This is a genomic window from Bradyrhizobium sp. Leo114, assembly GCF_055229415.2.
In genome coordinates this window covers 1-19576 of record NZ_JBUYEN020000023.1, presented here as the reverse complement: position 1 = coordinate 19576, position 19576 = coordinate 1, and the positions used below count along the sequence as shown (strand labels likewise).

At 63.9% G+C, this 19576-nt stretch carries 18 protein-coding genes and 1 pseudogene; 12 read left to right on the top strand and 7 right to left on the bottom strand.

The features are described 5' to 3' along the window. Nucleotides 1-28: 28 nt before the first annotated feature. Complete coding sequence (gene ispG / locus ACZIRK_RS25970; protein ID WP_130225380.1) at nt 29-1312, top strand: flavodoxin-dependent (E)-4-hydroxy-3-methylbut-2-enyl-diphosphate synthase; 1284 nt, start codon at nt 29-31, stop codon at nt 1310-1312. A 137-nt stretch (nt 1313-1449) separates the two neighbouring features. Then, nucleotides 1450-2346: a TauD/TfdA dioxygenase family protein gene (locus ACZIRK_RS25965; protein ID WP_463328365.1), complete on the top strand. Its 897-nt coding sequence runs from the start codon at nt 1450-1452 to the stop codon at nt 2344-2346. 31 nt (nt 2347-2377) lie between these two features. On the opposite strand, the gene ACZIRK_RS25960 is transcribed toward ACZIRK_RS25965, so the two are convergent. Further along, nucleotides 2378-2653 carry a hypothetical protein gene (locus ACZIRK_RS25960; protein ID WP_130225382.1) on the bottom strand — a complete coding sequence of 92 codons (276 nt, stop codon included), beginning with the start codon at nt 2651-2653 and terminating at the stop codon, nt 2378-2380. 180 nt (nt 2654-2833) lie between these two features. Between ACZIRK_RS25960 and ACZIRK_RS25955 the strand changes: the two are divergent. The 3 genes and pseudogenes from ACZIRK_RS25955 to ACZIRK_RS25945 all read left to right on the top strand — a co-directional run. Further along, nucleotides 2834-3334, top strand: a pseudogene (locus ACZIRK_RS25955) (Rieske 2Fe-2S domain-containing protein); the annotation flags it as partial. A 268-nt stretch (nt 3335-3602) separates the two neighbouring features. Further along, nucleotides 3603-4175 carry a hypothetical protein gene (locus ACZIRK_RS25950; protein ID WP_463328364.1) on the top strand — a complete coding sequence of 191 codons (573 nt, stop codon included), beginning with the start codon at nt 3603-3605 and terminating at the stop codon, nt 4173-4175. A 105-nt stretch (nt 4176-4280) separates the two neighbouring features. Next, nucleotides 4281-5081 (top strand): N-acetylmuramoyl-L-alanine amidase family protein, encoded by an 801-nt coding sequence (locus tag ACZIRK_RS25945; protein WP_245474669.1) that lies wholly within the window; start codon nt 4281-4283, stop codon nt 5079-5081. Between the two features lie 94 nt (nt 5082-5175). Here the strand turns inward: ACZIRK_RS25945 and ACZIRK_RS25940 are convergent, their stop codons facing one another. Together ACZIRK_RS25940 and ACZIRK_RS25935 are read right to left on the bottom strand one after the other, a co-directional pair. After that, nucleotides 5176-6783, bottom strand: a complete 1608-nt coding sequence (locus ACZIRK_RS25940; RefSeq protein ID WP_130225383.1) for a Na+/H+ antiporter — start codon at nt 6781-6783, stop codon at nt 5176-5178. A 107-nt stretch (nt 6784-6890) separates the two neighbouring features. After that, entirely contained in the window at nt 6891-7265 is a 375-nt protein-coding gene (locus tag ACZIRK_RS25935) for a nuclear transport factor 2 family protein (RefSeq protein WP_130225384.1), read from the bottom strand. Nucleotides 7266-7523: 258 nt separating this feature from the next. Here ACZIRK_RS25935 and ACZIRK_RS25930 point away from each other — a divergent pair, with 258 nt between their 5' ends. Next, nucleotides 7524-9335: a caspase family protein gene (locus ACZIRK_RS25930; RefSeq protein WP_463328363.1), complete on the top strand. Its 1812-nt coding sequence runs from the start codon at nt 7524-7526 to the stop codon at nt 9333-9335. Between the two features lie 334 nt (nt 9336-9669). Here ACZIRK_RS25930 and ACZIRK_RS25925 read toward each other — a convergent pair whose 3' ends face one another. Both ACZIRK_RS25925 and ACZIRK_RS25920 read right to left on the bottom strand, forming a co-directional pair. Then, the gene (locus ACZIRK_RS25925) at nt 9670-10350 is read right to left on the bottom strand and encodes a DUF1345 domain-containing protein (RefSeq protein WP_130231956.1); all 681 of its coding nucleotides are present in this window, start codon (nt 10348-10350) and stop codon (nt 9670-9672) included. A 219-nt stretch (nt 10351-10569) separates the two neighbouring features. Then, nucleotides 10570-11490 carry a polyprenyl synthetase family protein gene (locus ACZIRK_RS25920; RefSeq protein WP_028169159.1) on the bottom strand — a complete coding sequence of 307 codons (921 nt, stop codon included), beginning with the start codon at nt 11488-11490 and terminating at the stop codon, nt 10570-10572. Between the two features lie 184 nt (nt 11491-11674). Between ACZIRK_RS25920 and mtgA the strand changes: the two genes are divergently transcribed. The 3 genes from mtgA to ACZIRK_RS25905 all read left to right on the top strand — a co-directional run bounded on the left by mtgA (nt 11675) and on the right by ACZIRK_RS25905 (nt 13770). Beyond that, nucleotides 11675-12346 carry a monofunctional biosynthetic peptidoglycan transglycosylase gene (gene mtgA, locus ACZIRK_RS25915; protein WP_130231796.1) on the top strand — a complete coding sequence of 224 codons (672 nt, stop codon included), beginning with the start codon at nt 11675-11677 and terminating at the stop codon, nt 12344-12346. A gap of 300 nt (nt 12347-12646) precedes the next feature. Beyond that, the gene (gene rpmF / locus ACZIRK_RS25910) at nt 12647-12829 is read left to right on the top strand and encodes a 50S ribosomal protein L32 (protein WP_007598106.1); all 183 of its coding nucleotides are present in this window, start codon (nt 12647-12649) and stop codon (nt 12827-12829) included. A 290-nt stretch (nt 12830-13119) separates the two neighbouring features. Next, on the top strand, nt 13120-13770 hold the full coding sequence (locus ACZIRK_RS25905) for a hypothetical protein (RefSeq protein WP_463328362.1): 651 nt from the start codon (nt 13120-13122) through the stop codon (nt 13768-13770). Between the two features lie 67 nt (nt 13771-13837). Here ACZIRK_RS25905 and ACZIRK_RS25900 read toward each other — a convergent pair whose 3' ends face one another. Further along, the gene (locus tag ACZIRK_RS25900) at nt 13838-14125 is read right to left on the bottom strand and encodes a hypothetical protein (RefSeq protein WP_130231411.1); all 288 of its coding nucleotides are present in this window, start codon (nt 14123-14125) and stop codon (nt 13838-13840) included. A gap of 264 nt (nt 14126-14389) precedes the next feature. On the opposite strand from ACZIRK_RS25900, the gene ACZIRK_RS25895 reads away from it, so the two are divergent. Further along, the gene (locus ACZIRK_RS25895; protein ID WP_463328361.1) at nt 14390-16078 is read left to right on the top strand and encodes a putative bifunctional diguanylate cyclase/phosphodiesterase; all 1689 of its coding nucleotides are present in this window, start codon (nt 14390-14392) and stop codon (nt 16076-16078) included. A gap of 174 nt (nt 16079-16252) precedes the next feature. On the opposite strand, the gene phaR is transcribed toward ACZIRK_RS25895, so the two are convergent. Beyond that, nucleotides 16253-16864: a polyhydroxyalkanoate synthesis repressor PhaR gene (gene phaR, locus ACZIRK_RS25890; protein ID WP_028169166.1), complete on the bottom strand. Its 612-nt coding sequence runs from the start codon at nt 16862-16864 to the stop codon at nt 16253-16255. Between the two features lie 318 nt (nt 16865-17182). On the opposite strand from phaR, the gene ACZIRK_RS25885 reads away from it, so the two are divergent. Both ACZIRK_RS25885 and phbB read left to right on the top strand, forming a co-directional pair. Then, nucleotides 17183-18361, top strand: a complete 1179-nt coding sequence (locus ACZIRK_RS25885; protein WP_463328360.1) for an acetyl-CoA C-acetyltransferase — start codon at nt 17183-17185, stop codon at nt 18359-18361. A gap of 224 nt (nt 18362-18585) precedes the next feature. Beyond that, entirely contained in the window at nt 18586-19311 is a 726-nt protein-coding gene (gene phbB, locus ACZIRK_RS25880; RefSeq protein ID WP_130231417.1) for an acetoacetyl-CoA reductase, read from the top strand. Nucleotides 19312-19576 lie beyond the last annotated feature (265 nt).

The following is a 19576-nucleotide window of genomic DNA, read 5'->3' as shown; positions in this document are numbered from 1 at the left end:
GTCACCAAAACCTGATATTCGAGACGCCATGAACAAGCCCGAAATTCTCAGCGACGTCGCCGGCCCAGCGCCCCGGCATCAGACAACCCAGGTCATGGTCGGCCATGTCGCCGTCGGCGGGGGCGCCCCGATCGTCGTTCAGTCGATGACCAACACTGACACCGCCGATGTTGATGGCACCATCGCCCAGGTCGCAGCACTTTCGCGCGCCGGCTCGGAGATGGTGCGCATCACGGTCGACCGCGAGGAAGCCGCTGCCGCCGTGCCCCACATTCGCGATGGCCTGCGTAAGCGCGGCATCGAGACGCCCCTGATCGGTGATTTCCACTATATCGGCCACAAGCTGCTCGCCGAATATCCGGCCTGCGCCGAGGCGCTCGACAAATACCGCATCAATCCGGGCAATGTCGGCTTCAAGAACAAGCGCGACTCGCAGTTCGCCGACATCATCGAGATCGCTAACAAGAACAACAAGCCGGTGCGCATCGGTGCGAACTGGGGTTCGCTCGACCAGGAACTCTTGACCAAGCTGATGGACGAGAACACGGCCTCGCCGAACCCGCGCGATGCCCGCGCGGTGACGCGCGAAGCCATGGTGCAGTCGGCACTCTTGTCAGCGGCCCGCGCGCAAGAGCTCGGCATGCCCAAGAACCGCATCATCCTGTCGGCCAAGGTCTCGGCCGTGCAGGATCTGATCGCGGTCTATCAGGATCTGGCGCGCCGCTCGGATTACGCGATCCATCTCGGCCTCACCGAGGCCGGCATGGGATCGAAGGGCATCGTCGCCTCCTCCGCCGCGCTCGGCATCCTCTTGCAGGACGGCATCGGCGACACCATCCGCATCTCATTGACGCCTGAGCCCGGCGGCGACCGCACGTTGGAAGTCCAGGTCGCGCAGGAACTGTTGCAGACGATGGGTTTCCGCACCTTCGTGCCACTGGTCGCGGCCTGCCCGGGCTGCGGCCGCACGACTTCCACCACCTTCCAGGAATTGGCGCGCTCGATCCAGGATTTCATCCGCGACGAGATGCCGGCCTGGAAGACGAAGTATCCCGGCGTCGAGCAGCTCAACGTCGCTGTCATGGGCTGCATCGTCAACGGCCCCGGCGAATCCAAGCACGCCAATATCGGCATCTCACTTCCGGGCACTGGCGAAGCGCCGGCCGCGCCTGTCTTCGTCGACGGCAAGAAGTTCCGCACCCTGCGCGGTCCCGCGATCGCCGCCGATTTCAAGGCGCTGGTCATCGACTACATCGACCAGCGCTACGGCCAGGGCAGCAGCGTGCCGAATACGGTGACCGCGGCGGAGTAAGTTCTCTCCGTCCAACGACCCCTCTCCGCTGTCGTCCCCGCTTTTGCGGGGACGACAGATAAAGCCGCGGCCTGCGATTGCGCTTCGCCCCATCCGGGCTACGATGCTCCCGACAATAACGATTGGGAGCAACACCCGTGAGCTCGCTGTCCGGCAAGCAAGGTCCCCGCTACAAGCATCTCGCCGACGAGAGCGAGCCCTATGAAACCATCGGCGTCGAAAAGCTGACGCCGATCATCGGCGCGGAGATTTCCGGTGTCGATATCGCGCAGCTCGTCTCCGACGATGCGCGCTCCAATCGCCAGATGGACGAGATCCATCGCGCGCTTGCCGAGAACCTCGTGATCTTCTTCCGCGACCAGCGCATCACGCCGAAGGAGCATCTCGCCTTCGGCCGCAAGTTCGGCGAATTGCACATCCATCCCGCCGCGCCGCATGAGGGCGAGGATCCCGCGCTGATGAAGATCCACGCCGACAAGGATTCACCGCGCGCCAACGGCGAAGGCTGGCATTCGGACGTGTCCTGCGATCTCGAGCCGCCGATGGGCTCGATCCTCTACATCAGGCAGTGCCCGCCGCACGGCGGCGACACGCTGTTCGCCAATATGTATGCGGCCTATGAGGCGCTGTCGGATCGGATGAAGGCCTATCTCGACGGGCTCACCGCGCTGCATGACGGCGAGCCGATCTATCGCGGGCTCTACGCCAATTACGGCGTTGCCGACAAGCCGAGCTATCCCCATGCCGAGCATCCGGTGCTGCGCACGCATCCCGTGACGGGAAAGAAGGCGCTCTATGTCAATCGCGGCTTCACCCGTCACATCGTGGGCATCCCCCGCGACGAGAGCGACGCGATCCTCGCCTATCTCTATCAGCACGCGGAAAACCCGCTGTTCCAGTGCCGCTTCCGCTGGACCGAGAACGCGATCGCCTTCTGGGACAATCGCTGCACCCAGCACCGCGCGATGTGGGACTACTGGCCCCACACCCGATCCGGCACGCGCGTCACGGTGAAAGGCGAGCGGCCGGTGTGACGGTGAATGCGGGACGGCGCGCCGCAACCTATCACGTGCAGAACATCTCGAAGTCGATGCGGATGTCGGCAAGGCTCATCTCATCCTCATCGATCTGGCTCTGTAGTGATGCGATCGACTGCTTGAGCTGCTCGATGAGGGTCGGTTCGGGCCTTGGTTGAGACTCCGCCTTCCTCAGGCTGGCTTCGAGGACGGCGAGCCTGCGCCGTTCGTCGCGGATTCTGATTTCAAGGTTTGCGATCATTCGCTTGAAGAGAGCGCATCCGCCACGAACGGCAGTTTCGACTTCGGCTTCCGACGTCGCCATCTGAGCATCCTTTCCTGAACGGGACATGGTAATTCGAACGTCGCTATCATTTTTACCTGAAATTGCGTGTGATAAATCTCACAATCTATATGTGTGACACGTTGATGCAGTGCGCGTTGACCGGCGCCTGCGCTTGCGCCAAGCTTCCTCATAACCAAAACAAGAATCGGAGGACGTGCCATGCTTCGCGCGGAAGACAACAGGTTCTTGACCGAAAGCGGGCCGGGCACGGGAATGGGGGAGCTGTTGCGCCGCTTCTGGCTGCCGGTGCTGTTGTCGGAGGAACTGCCGGAGCCCGACAGCGAGCCGAAGAAGATCACAGTCCTCGGCGAGGAGCTGCTCGCTTTCCGCGATAGTCGCGGCGTCGTCGGGGTCATCGACCAATATTGCCCGCATCGCGGCGCCAATCTCTGGCTCGGCCGCAACGAGGAGTGCGGCATCCGCTGCGTCTATCACGGCTGGAAGTTCGACACCGACGGCCACTGCGTCGACATGCCGACCTCCTATCCCGATCTCAACGCCAAGGATCACATCCGCATCAAGTCCTATCCGGTGCGCGAATGGGGCGACATGATCTGGGCCTATATGGGCCCGGCCGATTCAGTGCCGGAGTTGCCGGCGCTGGAGATGGCGCTGGTGCCGCCGTCGCATCGCTACATCAGCAAGAAGTGGCAGGACTGCAACTGGGTGCAGGCGCTGGAAGGCTCGATCGATACCGCGCATTTCACTTTCGCGCATCTGTCGTTCGAGAAGGAAGAGAACGAGATCCTCGATATCAAGAAGCATTTCGTCAATCCGCTGGTGCGTGTGGCGACCGAGCACATGCGCTGGATCGCCGAAGACCCGCGGGCCCGTGATCAAGATCAACGCGCACGACGCCGGGCTGACGATCGGAGGCGGCCGCCTCACCGGCTCCGACAACATCTATTGGCGCATCGCCCAGTTCCTGATGCCGGTTCACGCCTATGCGCCGAGCGCGATGCCGGGCGAGAACATCTTCGGCCAGAGCTTCGTGCCGGTGACCGACACCAACTGCTGGATCTACACCTACGCCTGGAATCCGCATCGCCCGATCACGCAAGCGGAGCGCGATGCGTATGACCGCGGCAACGGCGTGATCGCCGAGGTCGATGAGAACTATGTGCCGCTGCGCAACAAATCGAACGACTATCTGATCGATCGCAAACTGCAGAAGACCAAGAGCTACACCGGCATCAAGGGCGTTTCCGAGCAGGACGCCGCGGTGCAGGACAGCCAGGGCCCGATTGCCGACCGCACCCGCGAGCATCTCGGGCCGACCGACCTCGGCATCATGCATTTTCGCAAGCTGGTGATGGACGCCGCCCGCGCGCTGCAGCAGGGCGAGGCGCCGCCGCATGTTGCGCATCAGGACCGTTACACCGTCCGTTCTGGCGCCTGCGTGACCAGCAAGGCGAAGGACCTAACGGCGGTCATGACCGAGCGCTTCGGCGATCCCACGGGCTTCGTCGGTGGTCCCGGCCAGAACGCCGCGGCGGAGTAGGCGGTAACCGTAGCCCGGGTGCGCGAAGCGAAACCCGGGATGTCTCGCACGCCGATGGACAGATCCCAGATTGCGCTTCGCTGCATCCGGGCTACGATGTTCGCCGTGTGGCGCCATCGTCCGATCATCATGAGTTCGATCATCGTCTTGTCGCTCGTGTCGCCCGACACGCGATATGCCGCATGGTCGCGCGGGAGTGTCAGGGCGGCGCCAAAGACTGCGTCTTCGAAATGCGACCGGTCCAAATTCAAGCTCATCCTGGATGTCGGCCATACCGCCGAAGCGCCGGGTGCGAGGAGCGCCCGCAACATTCCGGAATTCGATTTCAATCTCCGCCTTGCCAAACGCATCGAGGACAAATTGAAGTCGGAAGGCTTTGCGCAAACCCGCCTCCTGGTGACCGAAGGCCCGAAAAGGCCGAGCCTGTTCAAGCGCGCCGCCGCCATCAACAATTCAGGCGCCGATCTGGCCCTGTCGATCCACCATGATTCGGTGCCTGATTCCTTTCTCGAAGAATGGGAGTTCGAGGGAACGAAGAGCCACTTCAGCGACCGGTTTAGCGGCTATTCGCTGTTCGTCTCTCATGACAATCCGAAATTCTGGACCAGCCTGAGGTTCGCCCGGCTGCTCGGCGATCGAATGAAGGCGCAGGGCCTGCAATATGCCCGCCAATATGCGCAGGCCGTGATGGGGCGATACCGGCGAAAATTGCTGGACAAGAAGGTAGGCGTCTATCGTTACGACCAGCTCATCGTGCTTATGCGGACCCGCGTGCCCGCGGTCCTGCTTGAGGCCGGCTCGATCATCAATCGGGACGAGGAGCTGGCAATGGCGTCCACGGAACGGCAGGACGTGATCGGCGCTGCTGTGGTCGGTGCTGTGAAGGAATTCTGCGCCTCGCGGTAGAGCATGATCCGGAAAAGTGGAAACCGGTTTTCCCTCGCGACAAACGCGAAGCGTTTGCGCGGAGATCATGCTCAAATAAAAAGGTTAGCCCGCGTTACAACGGTATCTTCCGATATTCGCGGTTCGCGAGGCTGGCCTCTTCCAGGTCGAGATCGCGCTCGATCCGGCGGCGCGTCTCGTCGGTGATCTTGCCGTCGCGGAGCAGGGCGTGGATGAACTGGCGCTCGGTCGCGATCAATTCCCGCGTCAGCTCGGTGCCGTTGGCGGAGACGTCGTGCTTGTCGGGATCAAGCGCGGCCGGAAGCTGGCTGGTGCGGATATGGTGCCGCGCCCGCAGCAGCTTGACGACCTCTTCGGAGAGCGCGCGCTCGTCAACGATGGCATCGAGCGATGCGAGGCCGGCGGCCAGCGCCTGGCGCCTCGCGACAATTTCTGCTTCATGCTCGGCGATAGTCTCGGCGCAGCCGTCCTTGGTGATGTTCAGCCAGCCGACGACCGTGGGCAGGCTCAAGCCAAATCCCACCAGCGTGATGAAGATGACGCCGAAGGCGACGAACAGGATCATGTCGCGGTAGGGAAAAGGCTCGCCGCTCGCGAGCGCAAACGGCAGCGCCAGCGCCGCGGCGAGCGACACCGCGCCGCGAACGCCGACGAAGGCGAGCGTGAATACCCATTGCCAGGGCGGCTGTGGATCGCGCTGCCGCAGGCGCTTGCTCAGGATCCGCGGCAGATAGGTTGCGGGAAATACCCAGGCAAAGCGCGCGATGACGATGACTGCGATCACCAGCGCAGTGGTGGAGAGGATGTCGTCGAGCGGAAATGCCTTCGACTTCTCGTACAGCAAGCGCATCTGGAAGCCGGTGAGCAAGAACAGGATGCCTTCGATCAGGTAGATCACCAAGTCCCAGAAGAAGATGCCTTGCAGGCGGGTGGCGGAAGAAATCAGGAGCGGCCCATTCCAGCTCACGTAAAGACCGCAGGCGACCGTGGCGATCACGCCGGAGCCGCCAAAATGTTCGGGCAGCCAATAGGCCACATAAGGTGTGATCAGCGAGAGTGTGATCTCGACCTGCGGATCGCGCGAGTGCTGACGGGCGCGCAGGCTGAGCCATCCGACGGCGATGCCGAACGCGATCTCGCAGACCACGATGGCTGCAAATTCGCCGGTGGCCTTCGGCAGCGAGAAGGCGCCGGTGGTGATCGCCGCGAGGGCGAAGCGGTAGAGGATCAGCGCCGTGGCATCATTCGCCAGCCCCTCGCCCTCCAGCACGACAAGGATGCGGCGGGGGATGTGGAGCCGCCGCGCGATCGCAAGCGGGGCGACCACGTCGGGCGGCGCCACGATCGCGCCGAGCAGGAACCCGACCTCCCAAGGCAGCCCGATCAGGTAGTGAGTGGCGATCGCTACCGCCGCCGCTGTGAAGATCACGCAGCCGACGGCGAGCAGCACGATCGGACGAAGGCTATTTTTGAACTCGCGCCAACTCATAGCCACCGCAGCCGTGTAGATCAGCGGCGGCAGCACCAGCAGCAGCACCAGTTCCGGCGGCAATTCGATGCTGGGCATGCCCGGCACGAACGCGAGCGCGATGCCTGCCAGCATCAAGAGGATGGCAGGCGCGACATTGAGGCGCCGCGCCACCAGCGCCGTGCCCGCCAGCACAGCGAGCAGGATCACGAAGGTCTGGAATCTGGCTTCCATGGCCGTCCAAATTGGCCCCGAAGCGCAGGCAAGGTCAATGTGCGTGGACGGCTCGACCGTGCGAGATCGAAAAGAGGGCCGTCCGATCCGCCAACCCCGGGGCGGACTTACTCCCGCAGGTCGTAACGATAGGATTTCGAGACGATCTGCCAGCCGTCCTTCAGTTTCATCGCCACCAGATAATCGGTGAAATAGCGCGGCGGCAATTGGCAGCGGACCTTGATGAAGGCGGTGGAGTCGTCCGAGCGGTCGATGGTAACGATGAAATCCTCGCGCGGCTTGCCTTCGGCCTTGGCCGACGGCCGCTTGCGGACCCGGTCGAGCCAGTCCGGCACGGTCAGCACCTGAAGCTCGCCCTTTTCCAGCCAGCGCAGGTCGGCGGAGGGGTGAAACATCGCGCCGAGCTTGTCGGCGTCGCCTTCGTAGAGCCCGTCGAAATAGTTCTGCACGACGGCCTCAATGGTCGATCGGTCATGGCTCATGGTTGGTTCCTCCCGGCATCCGTTGGTAGCCCGGGTGGAGCGTAGCGCAACCCGGGACACTCCATCGACGGTCACCAGCGCTCCCGGGTTATGCCTCGCTTCACCCGGGCTACGCGAACCATCATTCGGCTTCGGCTACTAACACGTTATGGGACGGCGGGCACGGGATGGTTCGTGATTTGGCTCACCCCATCCGGCCCCGGCTTCTGATAGGCTTTGCTGTCGGATGGAAAAGCCGCGTTTTTTGAAGGTGCGGTAATGAAATCGATTGGATTTCCGGGATTGCATCACCTCGTTCTGGCGCTGTTCCTGCTTCTGATGTGCCAGCCGGCCTTCGCCGAGAAGCGCGTGGCGCTGGTGCTCAGCAATCAGGCCTATCAGAACGTCGCGCCGCTCCCCAACCCCGTCAATGACGGCGCGCTGATCGCGGCGATGCTGAAGGACGCCGGTTTCGACGTGGTGGACTTCCGCCGCGATCTCCCGGCGGTCGAGACCCGCCGCGCGCTGCGCGACTTTGCCGATCGTACCCGCGATGCCGAGATCGCCGTGGTCTATTACGCCGGCCATGGCATCGAGGTCGACGGCGCCAATTACCTCATTCCGGTCGATGCGAGGCTGGAACGCGACACCGACGTCTATGATGAGGCGTTTTCGCTCGACCGCGTCCTGATCGCGATCGAGCCGGCCAAGAAACTGCGGCTCGTGATCCTCGACGCCTGCCGCGACAATCCCTTTGCCAAGACCATGAAGCGCACGGTGGCGTCGCGCGCGATCGGGCAGGGCCTCGCCAAGGTCGAGCCGACCAGCCCGAACGTGCTGATCGCCTATGCGGCCAAGGCCGGTTCCACCGCCGCCGATGGCGACGGCAAGAACAGCCCCTTCACATCGGCGCTCGCAAAGCACCTGGCGACGCCCGGGCTCGATGTGCGGCGCGCGTTCGGTTACGTCCGCGACGACGTGCTGAAGTCCACCAATAACCGCCAGGAGCCGTTCGTCTATGGCTCGCTCGGTGGGGAGGACGTGCCGCTGGTCCCGGCGCCAGCCAAGGCGGCGCCCGTGCCGAATCCGCAGGCCGATATCCGCCGTGATTACGAGCTGGCGCTGCAGGTCGGCAACAAGAGCGCGCTCAACGCCTTTCTCGCGCAATATCCCGACGGCTTCTATGCGAGCCTCGCCAAACTCCAGCTCGAGAAGATCACAGCCGAGGAAGCCCGCGTCGCCGCCACGGAGAAGGCGCGGGCGGCGGAGCAGGAGCGTGCCCGGCTCGCCGCCGAAGGTGCCCAAAAAGCCGAGCAGGCCAAGGCGGCTGCCGACGCCAGGGCCGCTGAACAGGCGCGCATCGCCGCCGAAAAGGCCAAGCAGGTCGCGCAGGAGCAGGCGGCGGTCGCCGAGCAGAAGCGGCTGGCCGCGGAAAAGGCACTGGCCGACAAGATCGCCGCGGATCAGGCGGCCGCCGCGCCCGCGACGACGCCGGTCGACAAGGACAAAGCGGTGAGTGTCGCTGCGCTCAGCACCGGCTCGCCGCAAGCCGACGTCACCAAATCGATCCAGACCGAGCTGCGCCGCGTCGGCTGCCTGACAGGTAGCGCCGATGGCGAGTGGAACGCCGCCTCTCAGCGGTCGCTGACGCTGTTCAATCGCTATGCCGGAACCAGGCTCGACACCAAGGTCGCCAATGTCGACACGCTCGATGCCATTAAGCAGAAATCATCGCGCGTCTGCCCGCTGATCTGCGAGCACGGCACCAAGGCCGATGGCGATCGCTGCACCCGGATCGTCTGTGGCGCGGGCTCGTTCCTCAATGACGACAATGCGTGCGAGAAGCGACGCGACAAGAAGCCGGTGGCCAAGCGCGATTCCGGCGATCGGCCGGCACGGCGCGAGCGGGCGGAAGTGCGCATTCCCCGGCCGATGGCCTCTTCAGGCGGCCGCGGCGGTGGCGGCGGCCAAATGGTCTGCGACCGCGGCGGCTGCCGGCCGGTCGCGCGCGGCTGCCACCTCGAATTCCGCACCACCGCGCAAGGCGGCCCATACGAGGGCGGCGGCGGCAATGTCCAGGTTTGCAATTAGCTTGGCCGAGCCGTCATTGCGAGCGAAGCGAAGCAATCCATGCCTCAGCAAGCGGCGAAATGGATTGCTTCGCTCCGCTAAGAAGAAAGTGAGTTGCAAGCCGCCGGTCATCGTCCGCGCGGTCATTCCGGGGCACGCGTAGCGTGAGCCCGGTATCCATCTCACCGCGGAGTGCGGCGCCCGATGGATTCCGGGCTCGTCCTTCGGACGCCCCGGAATGACAGCGGTGAGGAGGCGCCTCTGCGCGTCAATAACGCCCTCCTATTTTCATCAAGCGGGGTCGGCCCTCGGCCGGTGCCAAACTCGCAATGACGCGTGATGTTGCGCGCCGAAGCTAGATCGCGCTCGCCGCGATATTGACCATCAACGCCAGCAGCGCCGTGTTGAACACGAAGGAGATGATGCCGTGCACGGTCGCGGTGCGGCGGATGATCCTGTCGGTGATGCCGACATCGGAGACCTGCGCGGTCATGCCGATCACAAATGAAAAGTAGACAAAATCCCAGTAGTCGGCCTCGACGTGCTCCTTGCCGCTCGGAAACTGCAGACCGCCGGGTTCCTTCCCGCGATAATATTCGTGCGCATAGTGCAGCGAAAAGGCGGTGTGCACCAGCGCCCACGATAGCGCGATGGTGACGATCGCGAGCGCCAGCGCTTCCGGGCTGCTTTTGGCGGCGCCGAGCTCGAAGATGATCGCAGCAAGGCTCGCGAAGGCGCCGAGCGCGGTGATGAGCAGGATCAGGAACCGGCCGTCATCCTGCAGGATCGCGTTGCGCCTGATGTAAGCGATGCTGCATTGGAGCATCATCATGAAGGCGAGGGCGAGATATAGCGCGACGAAGATATCCCAGCTCACTACGAGCCGCGTCACCGGACGCAGTGTCTGAGGCAAAAGGAAGAACGCGGCGACGCCCACTGCGATCGAAGTAAAGATGCGTGGCCGCGAATACACCACGCGGACAGCCTTCGGCAGTTTCCGGAAGCGAACAAGGTGTTCCTCGAATTCCTTGCTCATGGTCCGCCCTGGTTGCTCTCTTTGATTGTAACGGCCAGGCCGCTAGCTCGTTCACCTCTCCCGCTCGCGGGGGAGGTCGCCGCGTAAGCGGCGGGTGGGGGCTCTCTCCACACGAAGAGTCTCGCCGCGGCGACACCCTCACCCCAACTCTCTCCCGCAAGCGGGAGAGGGGGCGCAGCTTCGTCTTGGTCGCTCTACCTGATCCGATCCATTGGCACTCTAATTCCTGCGCTCGGCAACGAACCGCGCCGCCGCGCGCAGCACATCGCCCTTCGCTCCGAACACCGACAAAGCGGCATCGGCACGCGCGAGCAGGTCGCGGACGCGCTGCTTGGCGCCGTCGATGCCGAGCTGGGTGACGAAGGTGGTCTTGCCAAGCGCCGCGTCCTGGCCGGTCTGCTTGCCGAGCGCGGCGGCATCGCCCTCGACGTCGAGCAGGTCGTCGGCGATCTGGAAGGCTTCGCCGAGCGCGCGGCCGAAATCGTCGAGTGCCAGATATTCTTTCTCGGAGGACTGGCCGAGGATGGCGCCGGCGATGCAGCCGAAGCGGAGCAGCGCGCCGGTCTTCATCTGCTGCAGCCGCGCCACGTCCACCGGCTCGCGGTCGCCGAACCGGCCTTCGCCGGCGAGGTCGAGCATCTGCCCGCCAGCCATGCCGCCGACGCCGGAGGCGCGCGCGAGCGCCCGGGTCAGCGCCAGCCTGACGCCGGCATCGCGATGGATCTCGTCGCGGGTGATGATGTCGAAGGCGATCGTGAGCAGCGCATCGCCGGCGAGGATCGCGGTCGCGTCGTCATAGGCCTTGTGGAGGGTGGGGCGGCCGCGGCGCAGATCGCTATTGTCCATCGCCGGCAGGTCGTCATGGATCAGGGAGTAGCAGTGGATGCATTCGAGCGCGGCCCCCGCCATCAGCGCGGCGTTGCGCGGCACGCCGAACACGGCGGCACTCTCGACCACCAGGAACGGCCGCAGGCGCTTGCCGCCGCCGAGGCTCGAATAGCGCATGGCCTCGATCAGCCGCCTCGGGCGGACGATCTCGTCCTTCTCCACGGTGTCGGCCAAGAGTTTCGCCAGCAGGGCCTCGGTATCGTCAGCGGTCTGGTCCAGCCGCTTGGCGAATTCTGCAGTACCGGTCGTCATTAAGAATTGCTCCAGATCGGATTTCGGGGCGGACAATCGTTGATGGCACCGGCTTCGTCAATTCCGCCGGGCCGAAGGCTGCGCCTTAAAAGCGCTGGAAAAACCGCCAATTGTTACAGAATCTCATTTGAAACCGGCCAATATTGCCGGCAGCGCCGACCCGCTTTCAGCCGGAACCTCCAATTTGCGCATTGTCCGGATCCTTTTGCTGCTGCTGGTGGCCGTGCTGCTCGTGCCCTACGTGCTGACACCGCTTTACCGATCCGGGCAGCCGGTTTCGGCGCTGATGGCTTGGCGCACTCTCAAGGGCGCGCCTGTCACCCGGCAATGGGTCGATTTCAACGCGATCTCGCCGTATCTCCCCCGCTCCGTGGTGGGGTCGGAGGATTCGAAGTTCTGCAGCCATCGCGGCATCGACTGGGACGCGCTGCAGGATGCGATCGACGATGCCGAGGATGGCGAGCCGGGCCGGGGCGGCTCGACCATCACCCAGCAGGTCGCCAAGAACCTGTTCCTGTGGCCGGGCCGCAGCGTGGTCCGCAAGGCCCTGGAACTGCCGCTGGCCATGTGGATCGATTTCGTGCTGCCGAAGCAGCGGATCCTGGAAATCTATCTCAACATCGCCGAGCTCGGCCCGTCCGGCCAGTTCGGGGCCGAGGCCGGTTCCCAATACGCCTTCGGCCGCTCGGCGGCGACTTTGTCGCCACGCGAGGCAGCGCTGCTCGCGGCGATCCTGCCCAATCCGGTCAAGCGCAGCGCCCGCAATCCCGGCCCCGGTGTGCGCCGCCTGAGCGCAACCTATATGGCCCGCGCCAGCGCGGTGCAGCGCTGCTGGAGCGAGAGCCGCGGATTCTGAGCGCGATGCACCCGCTGGCCGGCACCGCATGGCCTATTCTGGACGGGACGAGATCGTGGTGCCCTCGCGTGCCGAAACCGATAGCGGATGGTCACGTTTTGTTCCGATAAATTCGACCAGCCATGTCGGGCTTTGCCCGTTGCCGACGGGGAGGGCTCGCACCGCAATCTAATCGCGTCAGGCCCTAGCTTTACGCCATCCCTTCCTCTATAAGCCCGGCCTTATCGGCATCGCAGCTCGCTTTTGACGCGCGTCCTTAATTTCGGACGGATGCCTCCGCTACACCCCTAGAGGACTGTTATGGCTGTTCCCAGAAGAAAAACCTCGCCGTCGCGCCGTGGCATGCGCCGTTCGGCGGACGCGATCAAGAAGCCGACCTATGTCGAGGACAAGGATTCCGGCGAGCTGCGTCGCCCGCACCATCTCGATCTCAAGACCGGCATGTACAAGGGCCGGCAGGTCCTGAAGAAGAAAGAATCCTGATCCCCGCGGGATCGGAGAGCATTTGGATCCCCGGCTCTGAAAGCAGGGCCGGGATCACGATTGATTGGGCCGCCTGAAATCGGCCAATGAGTGCGATCAGACGGTCCGCCTCGGCGCGTCGGGCGTGATCCGGGAAGAGTGGCACCGGTTCTTCCCTCGCGACAAACGCGTAGCGTTTGCGCGGAAGTCATGCTCAAACAATCAAATCAGGTCATGATCCGATTCAATCTGATCGAATCACGATCTCAGGGCGTTTCGCTCCTGGTTTCCTTCGCTAAGGCCTCGCTCGCATGGTCGGTTTTCCGCTGCTGCTGATTCCGCTCGCGGTCTACAACATCATCGTCTTCCTGATGCCCGGCGTATCGCTGGTCGATCCGCTGGTGACGGTGCCGCTGATGTCGGGGGCGGAGTGGCCGATAACGCTGAGCGACATCCTGCTGGCGCTCGGCATCCTCCTGCTGTTGCTCGAAGTCATCAAGGGCGCGCGGCCGGGCGCCAAATTCGTGATGGATCACTTGCTGTCGCTGATCGTGTTCGGTGCGGCAGCCGCCGAATTCGTGCTGTGGCCGAAATTCGGCACCTCGACCTTTGCTCTGCTGACCTTGCTGGCATTGGCGGATTTCATCTCCGGGATCGCGCTTCGCACCCGCCGTCGTGCGGCGATCGCGCCCGCAACACGGGTGCAGCAAATCGAGCCGGAGCCAGCCCCGCTGCCGCAACCCGCGCCGGCGCCAACTCCCCAGCCGGCTCCCGCGCCGGCCCCGCAGCCGGCTCCACCACCCGCAGCCTCAACGACGTCAGCGAACACGGTGCCGCCGGCGGCCTCGGTCGCGGAATCAGTGCTGCAGGATCATTCCAAGCCGACGCAGGTGCAACCCGCGGTCGCCTCCCCGGACCTGCAGCCAAGCCGCAATCCGCCGACTGAACCGGAACAGCGCTGAGCTCTGGATTCTTGTTTTGACGCGTTTTCTTTACGCGAACCGGTTTCCACTTCGCTCGAAAACGCTCTTAGATGATCTGGCGCGTGCGGCGCGCGACGCCGCGCCGTTCCTGCGGATGGGCGCCATAGGCCATCTGCGCGTCCGCCAGCGTGCCGCGCCGCAGCGGACGAGTCTCCGGCGCCAGCGCCGCAGTCGCGATCAGCTGGGTCACGAAGCCCGCGTCGGGCCGTGGCAGCGGCTGCTTGGACACGTAGTGCAGGGATTCGGTCAGCGGGACGAGTTCAGCCGAGGCGATGGCGGCGCCGGTCAAAACCTCGCCGTCCAGCACTTGCCTTGATTCGCCGGCTTCCGGCATCGCTGATCCCGCTCGATTGTCACGTTTCGGGACGCTGCCATCCCGTTGGCCTCGAACTCGCAAGGTCCATGCCGGTGCACGGGCTTTTGTTCCCGATGGCGGCAAAACGTGGTTTCCAGATTATTTATGAACTTTACCTAAGGTCTGAGCGGAAACAGAGGCACACTGCGGGCTCGGAATCACTTACCCACTGTCACGTGCGTCCACCTGTATCCAACTGGCCGTGTCCTGAATTGGCCGTGTCCTGAAACGAGGCGACAGCAGATGCCTTCCATCCCGCCAGCCGCCGACATCCTGGCTTCGCTCGGCCAAGTCACCTTTGTCTGGGATATTGCCTCCGATGCGCTCGTCTGGAGCGACAATGTGGCCTTGGTTTTCCCTGATCTCCCGGCGGAGGCGATTGCAAGCGGCGCCGCATTTTCCAGGCTGATCGAGCCATCGCGCGCCATTCGCAGCGATGCGTTCGGCCAACCCGCGCCGCTCCGTAGCGGCGAGGGCATGCCTTACCGGATTGAGTACGGCGTGCGGGCCAATACCTCGGCGCCCGTGATCTGGATCGAGGAAACCGGCTGCTGGTTTGCCGGACCCGACGGCCGGCCAGTGCGCGCCCAGGGCGTGATCAGGATCGACAATGAGCGTCATGCCCGCGACGAGCAGCTCGTGAAGCTGTCGCGGCACGATCCGCTCACCGGCGAACTCAACCGCACCCATCTGATCGCCGCGCTCGCCGAGGCGATCGAGGAGGCTGCACGCTTCCGATCGTCCTGCGCCTTCATGATGATCGGCATCGACCATCTGGCGCGCATCAACGACGCCTTCGGCTTCGACGTCGCTGACGCCGTGATCGCGGAGATCAGCAAGCGCATCCGCGCCCGCCTGCGCGGCGGCGACGTGCTCGGGCGTTTCTCCGGCAACAAGTTCGGGCTGATCCTGCGCAACTGCACCGTCGACGATGCCAATGTCGCCGCCGAACGTTTTCTCACGGCCGTGCGGGAGGAGATCGTGCCGACCAAGTCGGGCCCCGTGTCGGTGACGGCGTCGATAGGCGCGGTCAGCGTGCCCCGCCACGCCCGCAGCGCCGACGAGGCGATCAACCGCGCCCAGGAGACGCTCGATACCACCAAGAGCCGCCGCGCCGGCTCGTTCCTGCTTTGGAAGCCGAATGTCGAGCGCGACGCCCAGCGCCGCGTCAACATCCGCGTCACCGACGAGATCGTCACCGCCCTGAACGAACGTCGCATCGTCGTGGCGTTCGAGCCGGTGGTCGAGGTGCAGTCGCGGCAGCCTGCCTTCTACGAGTGCCTGGTGCGCATGCAGCAGGAGGACGGGCGGGCATTGTCGGCGCCCGACATCGTGCCGGTCGCCGAGCGTCTCGGCCTGATCCGGCTGGTCGATCACCGCGTGCTCGAGCTTGCGGTGGCCGAGCTTGCCGCTTCACCCGAGGTTCAGCTCAGCCTCAACATCTCGCCGGATACCACGATGGATCCGGACTGGCTCTCCGGAATCGAATCGCTGATGGCCGCGCATCCCGGCGTCGGCGAGCGGCTGATCGTCGAGATCACGGAGACGGTGGCGATCAGCAATCTCGACGAGGTGCGCGGCTTCGTCACGCGGTTGAAGAATTTCGGCAGCCGGATCGCGATCGATGATTTCGGCGCCGGCTACACCTCGTTCCGCAACCTGCGCAAGCTCGGCGTCGATATCGTCAAGATCGATGGCGCCTTCGTGCAGAACATCGCGCATTCCGCCGACGACCGCGCTTTCGTGCAGACACTGCTCGACCTCGCGCGCCGGCTCGGCATCAAGACAGTCGCGGAATGGGTGCAGGACGAAGCGTCCGCGGTGATGCTGCGCGAATGGGGCTGCGACTATATCCAGGGCCGCCTGATCGGATTGGCCTCGCCGACGCGGCCATGGCACACCGCGGATAAAGCGATGCCGGCGGCTGGTTAGCTGGTCGTCCACCGCTCTCCGTCATTCCGGGGCGATGCGACCGCATCGAGCTATGATGTGCAATTTGCACATCAGAGAATCCATTCAGCCGCTCGCGCAAACGGCCCAATGGATTCCGGGTTCGCGCTGCGCGCGCCCCGGAATGACGAGCTCAATGCAGGTATGGGGAAGAGCCTACTCTTCCTTCTTCGTCGCCGTCGTCGTCTCGCGCGACATCCGCTCGAGGCGCTCCTGCATCTCCTTCATCTGGCGGCGCAGGTCGTCGATGTTGTCGTCATCCGGCGCCGGCTCCGGCACTTTCTCGGGCTCGGGCGTTGCGGTTCCCGTGCGCGGCGGCACGAATGGCTTGAACATGGAGAAGGTCTGCTGGAACAGCTCCATGTTGCGCCGAACCTGTTCCTCGAGCGGGGCGAAGGGAGTTCCGCTCAGCGTGCTTGCGATTTGCTTGCGGAATTTCTCCTGCTCTTTCGTCAGCGTCTCGATCGACTGCTCGAGATATTTCGGCACCACCATTTGCATGCTGTCGCCGTAGAACCGGATCAACTGCCGCAGGAAAGTGGTCGGCAACAGATTCTGGCCGGCCTTGTTCTCCTGCTCGAAGATGATCTGCGCCAACACCGATCGGGTGATGTCGTCACCGGTCTTGGCGTCGTAGACGAGGAAGTCCTCGCCTTCCTTCACCATCGCGGCGAGATCCTCAAGCGTCACATAAGTGCTGGTTCCGGTATTATAGAGCCGCCGGTTGGCGTACTTCTTGATCGTGGTCGGGTGTTCTGATTTTGCCATGGGGCTCACACATCAACACCAGGAGGGGACCCTTTGCAGCATTGCTGCAGGGGTGATGCACACGCATCGCAGCAAAGGTAAGCATTTTCAAAGCAGTTCGGCAACGATTTGTGCGCCACGGTTAATTCCAAAGCATAGTTATTGCTCAGGAAAGCTCCAACGGGGTCAATTTAAGTGCGCCGCGGCAGGATTTGGCCGTCTGGCCGATTGACATGCCTCAAGGAGGTTAACAGGATAAGGCCGAAAGATAGGCCCGCGTCCGGCCGCCCGCCCGCCGCCAAGTTACCCAGGCCAAACATCAAGCTCTAGGAGATGCCCATGTCAGACGATGTCGTCATCGTCAGCGCCGCCCGCACCCCGGTCGGCAGTTTCAACGGTGCGTTCGCCAACACTCCCGCCCATGACCTCGGCGCCATCGCCATCAAGGCGGCGCTGGAGCGTGCGGGCGTCGAGCCGGGCCGCGTGTCCGAAGTCATCATGGGTCAGATCCTGACCGCAGCCCAGGGCCAGAACCCGGCCCGCCAGGCCTCGATCGCCGCCGGCATCCCGGTGGAAAGCCCGGCCTGGGGCGTCAACCAGCTCTGCGGCTCGGGCCTGCGCTCGGTCGCGCTCGGCTATCAGGCGCTGGTCAATGGCGATTCCGACATCGTGGTCGCCGGCGGCCAGGAATCCATGAGCATGGCCCCGCATGCGCAGCATCTGCGCGGCGGCGTCAAGATGGGCGGGCTCGAGCTCGTCGACACCATGATCAAGGACGGCCTGTGGGACGCCTTCAACGGCTACCACATGGGCAACACGGCCGAGAACGTGGCGCGGCAATATCAGATCACCCGCGCCCAGCAGGACGAGTTCGCCGTCGCCTCGCAGCAGAAGGCCGAAGCCGCGCAGAAGGCCGGCCGGTTCAAGGACGAGATCGTCCCCGTCACCATCAAGACCCGCAAGGGCGATGTGGTCGTCGACGCCGACGAATATCCGCGCCACGGCGCCACGCTGGACGCAATGGCCAAGCTCAAGCCCGCCTTCGAGAAGGACGGCACGGTCACCGCCGGCAGCGCTTCCGGCATCAATGACGGCGCCGCCGCCGTGGTGCTGATGACGGCCAAGCAGGCCGCCAAGGAAGGCAGGACGCCGCTCGCGCGCATCGTCTCCTGGGGCCAGGCCGGCGTCGACCCGAAGATCATGGGCACCGGCCCGATCCCGGCTTCCCGCAGCGCACTGAAGAAGGCCGGCTGGAGCATCGGCGATCTCGACCTGATCGAGGCCAACGAGGCGTTCGCGGCGCAGGCCTGCGCCGTCAACAAGGACCTCAGCTGGGATACGTCCAAGGTCAACGTCAACGGCGGCGCGATCGCGATCGGTCACCCGATCGGCGCGTCCGGCGCCCGCGTCCTCGTGACGCTGCTGCACGAGATGCAGAAGCGCGACGCCAAGAAGGGCCTCGCCACGCTGTGCATCGGCGGCGGCATGGGCATCGCGATGTGCGTTGCACGCGACTGAACAAGAGGCAACATGCCGGGTTGAATGATGAAAAGATCGTCTGTCAACCGCAGTGCAAGCTGTTAAGAGAATGCCCGGCCTCGCGCCGGGCATTTTCGTTTTGAGAGCATGATCCGGAAAAGTGGAGACCGGTTTTCCGAAAAGATCATGCTCAATAGAGAGATAAATTTCAAAAGACCGGCACAATGTCGGCCTAGAAAAAAATGACGAAGGAGGAGACGGACATGGCACGTGTTGCATTGGTAACGGGTGGGACGCGCGGCATCGGCGCTGCGATCAGCAAGGCGTTGAAGGCGGCCGGCTACAAGGTCGCGGCAACCTATGGCGGCAATGATGCCGCGGCGCAAAAGTTCAAGGAAGAAACCGGCATTCCCGTTTACAAATGGGACGTCGCCTCGTTCGATGCCTGCGCTGCCGGCGTCAAGCAGGTGGAGGCCGAGGTCGGCCCGATCGACGTTCTCGTCAATAACGCCGGCATCACCCGCGACACCGCATTCCACAAGATGACGCTGCAGCAGTGGAACGAGGTGATCAACACCAATCTCGGCTCGCTCTTCAACATGACGCGCCAGGTGATCGAGGGCATGCGTGCCCGCAAGTTCGGCCGCATCGTCAACATCTCCTCGATCAACGGCCAGAAGGGCCAGTTCGGCCAGGTCAATTATTCCGCGGCCAAGGCCGGCGACATCGGCTTCACCAAGGCGCTCGCGCTTGAGAATGCCAAGGGCGGCATCACCGTGAACGTGATCGCGCCCGGCTATATCAACACCGAAATGGTGCAGGCGGTGCCGAAGGACGTCCTGGAGAAGAACGTGATCCCGCAGATCCCGGTCAATCGTCTTGGTGAGCCCGAGGAGATCGCGCGTGCGGTGCTGTTTCTCGCCGCCGAGGACGCCGGCTTCATCACCGGCTCGACGCTCACCGTGAACGGCGGCCAGTATCACGCGTGATGGTCGCTCGCGCAGGCCATGTGGAGAAAGTAGGGTGGGCAAAGCGAAGCGTGCCCACCTTTCTTGCACCGAACGTGGATGGTGGGCACGCTTCGCTTTGCCCACCCTTCTGTAACGGGCCTTGCTCAGTCAATCCCTTTTTGCGTCATCCGCTCGCCGGGGTCTCGCTTCTGTACGGGGTCGGTGCAAGACCGCCACCTGATGGGGTTGGAGAGGATCGGTCGGCCAATCTACAGGAGCGTGGTTACGAGCCACCTGGTGGGCA

What these genes read in the sequence shown, in the direction of transcription:
- ispG (WP_130225380.1), top strand. Translation starts at nt 29, where the DNA reads ATGAACAAGCCCGAAATTCTCAGCGACGTCGCCGGCCCAGCGCCCCGG.
- ACZIRK_RS25960 (WP_130225382.1), bottom strand. Translation starts at nt 2,653, where the DNA reads ATGGCGACGTCGGAAGCCGAAGTCGAAACTGCCGTTCGTGGCGGATGC.
- ACZIRK_RS25950 (WP_463328364.1), top strand. Translation starts at nt 3,603, where the DNA reads ATGCCGGTTCACGCCTATGCGCCGAGCGCGATGCCGGGCGAGAACATC.
- ACZIRK_RS25940 (WP_130225383.1), bottom strand. Translation starts at nt 6,783, where the DNA reads ATGGAAGCCAGATTCCAGACCTTCGTGATCCTGCTCGCTGTGCTGGCG.
- ACZIRK_RS25935 (WP_130225384.1), bottom strand. Translation starts at nt 7,265, where the DNA reads ATGAGCCATGACCGATCGACCATTGAGGCCGTCGTGCAGAACTATTTC.
- ACZIRK_RS25930 (WP_463328363.1), top strand. Translation starts at nt 7,524, where the DNA reads ATGAAATCGATTGGATTTCCGGGATTGCATCACCTCGTTCTGGCGCTG.
- ACZIRK_RS25925 (WP_130231956.1), bottom strand. Translation starts at nt 10,350, where the DNA reads ATGAGCAAGGAATTCGAGGAACACCTTGTTCGCTTCCGGAAACTGCCG.
- ACZIRK_RS25920 (WP_028169159.1), bottom strand. Translation starts at nt 11,490, where the DNA reads ATGACGACCGGTACTGCAGAATTCGCCAAGCGGCTGGACCAGACCGCT.
- rpmF (WP_007598106.1), top strand. Translation starts at nt 12,647, where the DNA reads ATGGCTGTTCCCAGAAGAAAAACCTCGCCGTCGCGCCGTGGCATGCGC.
- ACZIRK_RS25905 (WP_463328362.1), top strand. Translation starts at nt 13,120, where the DNA reads ATGGTCGGTTTTCCGCTGCTGCTGATTCCGCTCGCGGTCTACAACATC.
- ACZIRK_RS25900 (WP_130231411.1), bottom strand. Translation starts at nt 14,125, where the DNA reads ATGCCGGAAGCCGGCGAATCAAGGCAAGTGCTGGACGGCGAGGTTTTG.
- ACZIRK_RS25895 (WP_463328361.1), top strand. Translation starts at nt 14,390, where the DNA reads ATGCCTTCCATCCCGCCAGCCGCCGACATCCTGGCTTCGCTCGGCCAA.
- phaR (WP_028169166.1), bottom strand. Translation starts at nt 16,864, where the DNA reads ATGGCAAAATCAGAACACCCGACCACGATCAAGAAGTACGCCAACCGG.
- ACZIRK_RS25885 (WP_463328360.1), top strand. Translation starts at nt 17,183, where the DNA reads ATGTCAGACGATGTCGTCATCGTCAGCGCCGCCCGCACCCCGGTCGGC.
- phbB (WP_130231417.1), top strand. Translation starts at nt 18,586, where the DNA reads ATGGCACGTGTTGCATTGGTAACGGGTGGGACGCGCGGCATCGGCGCT.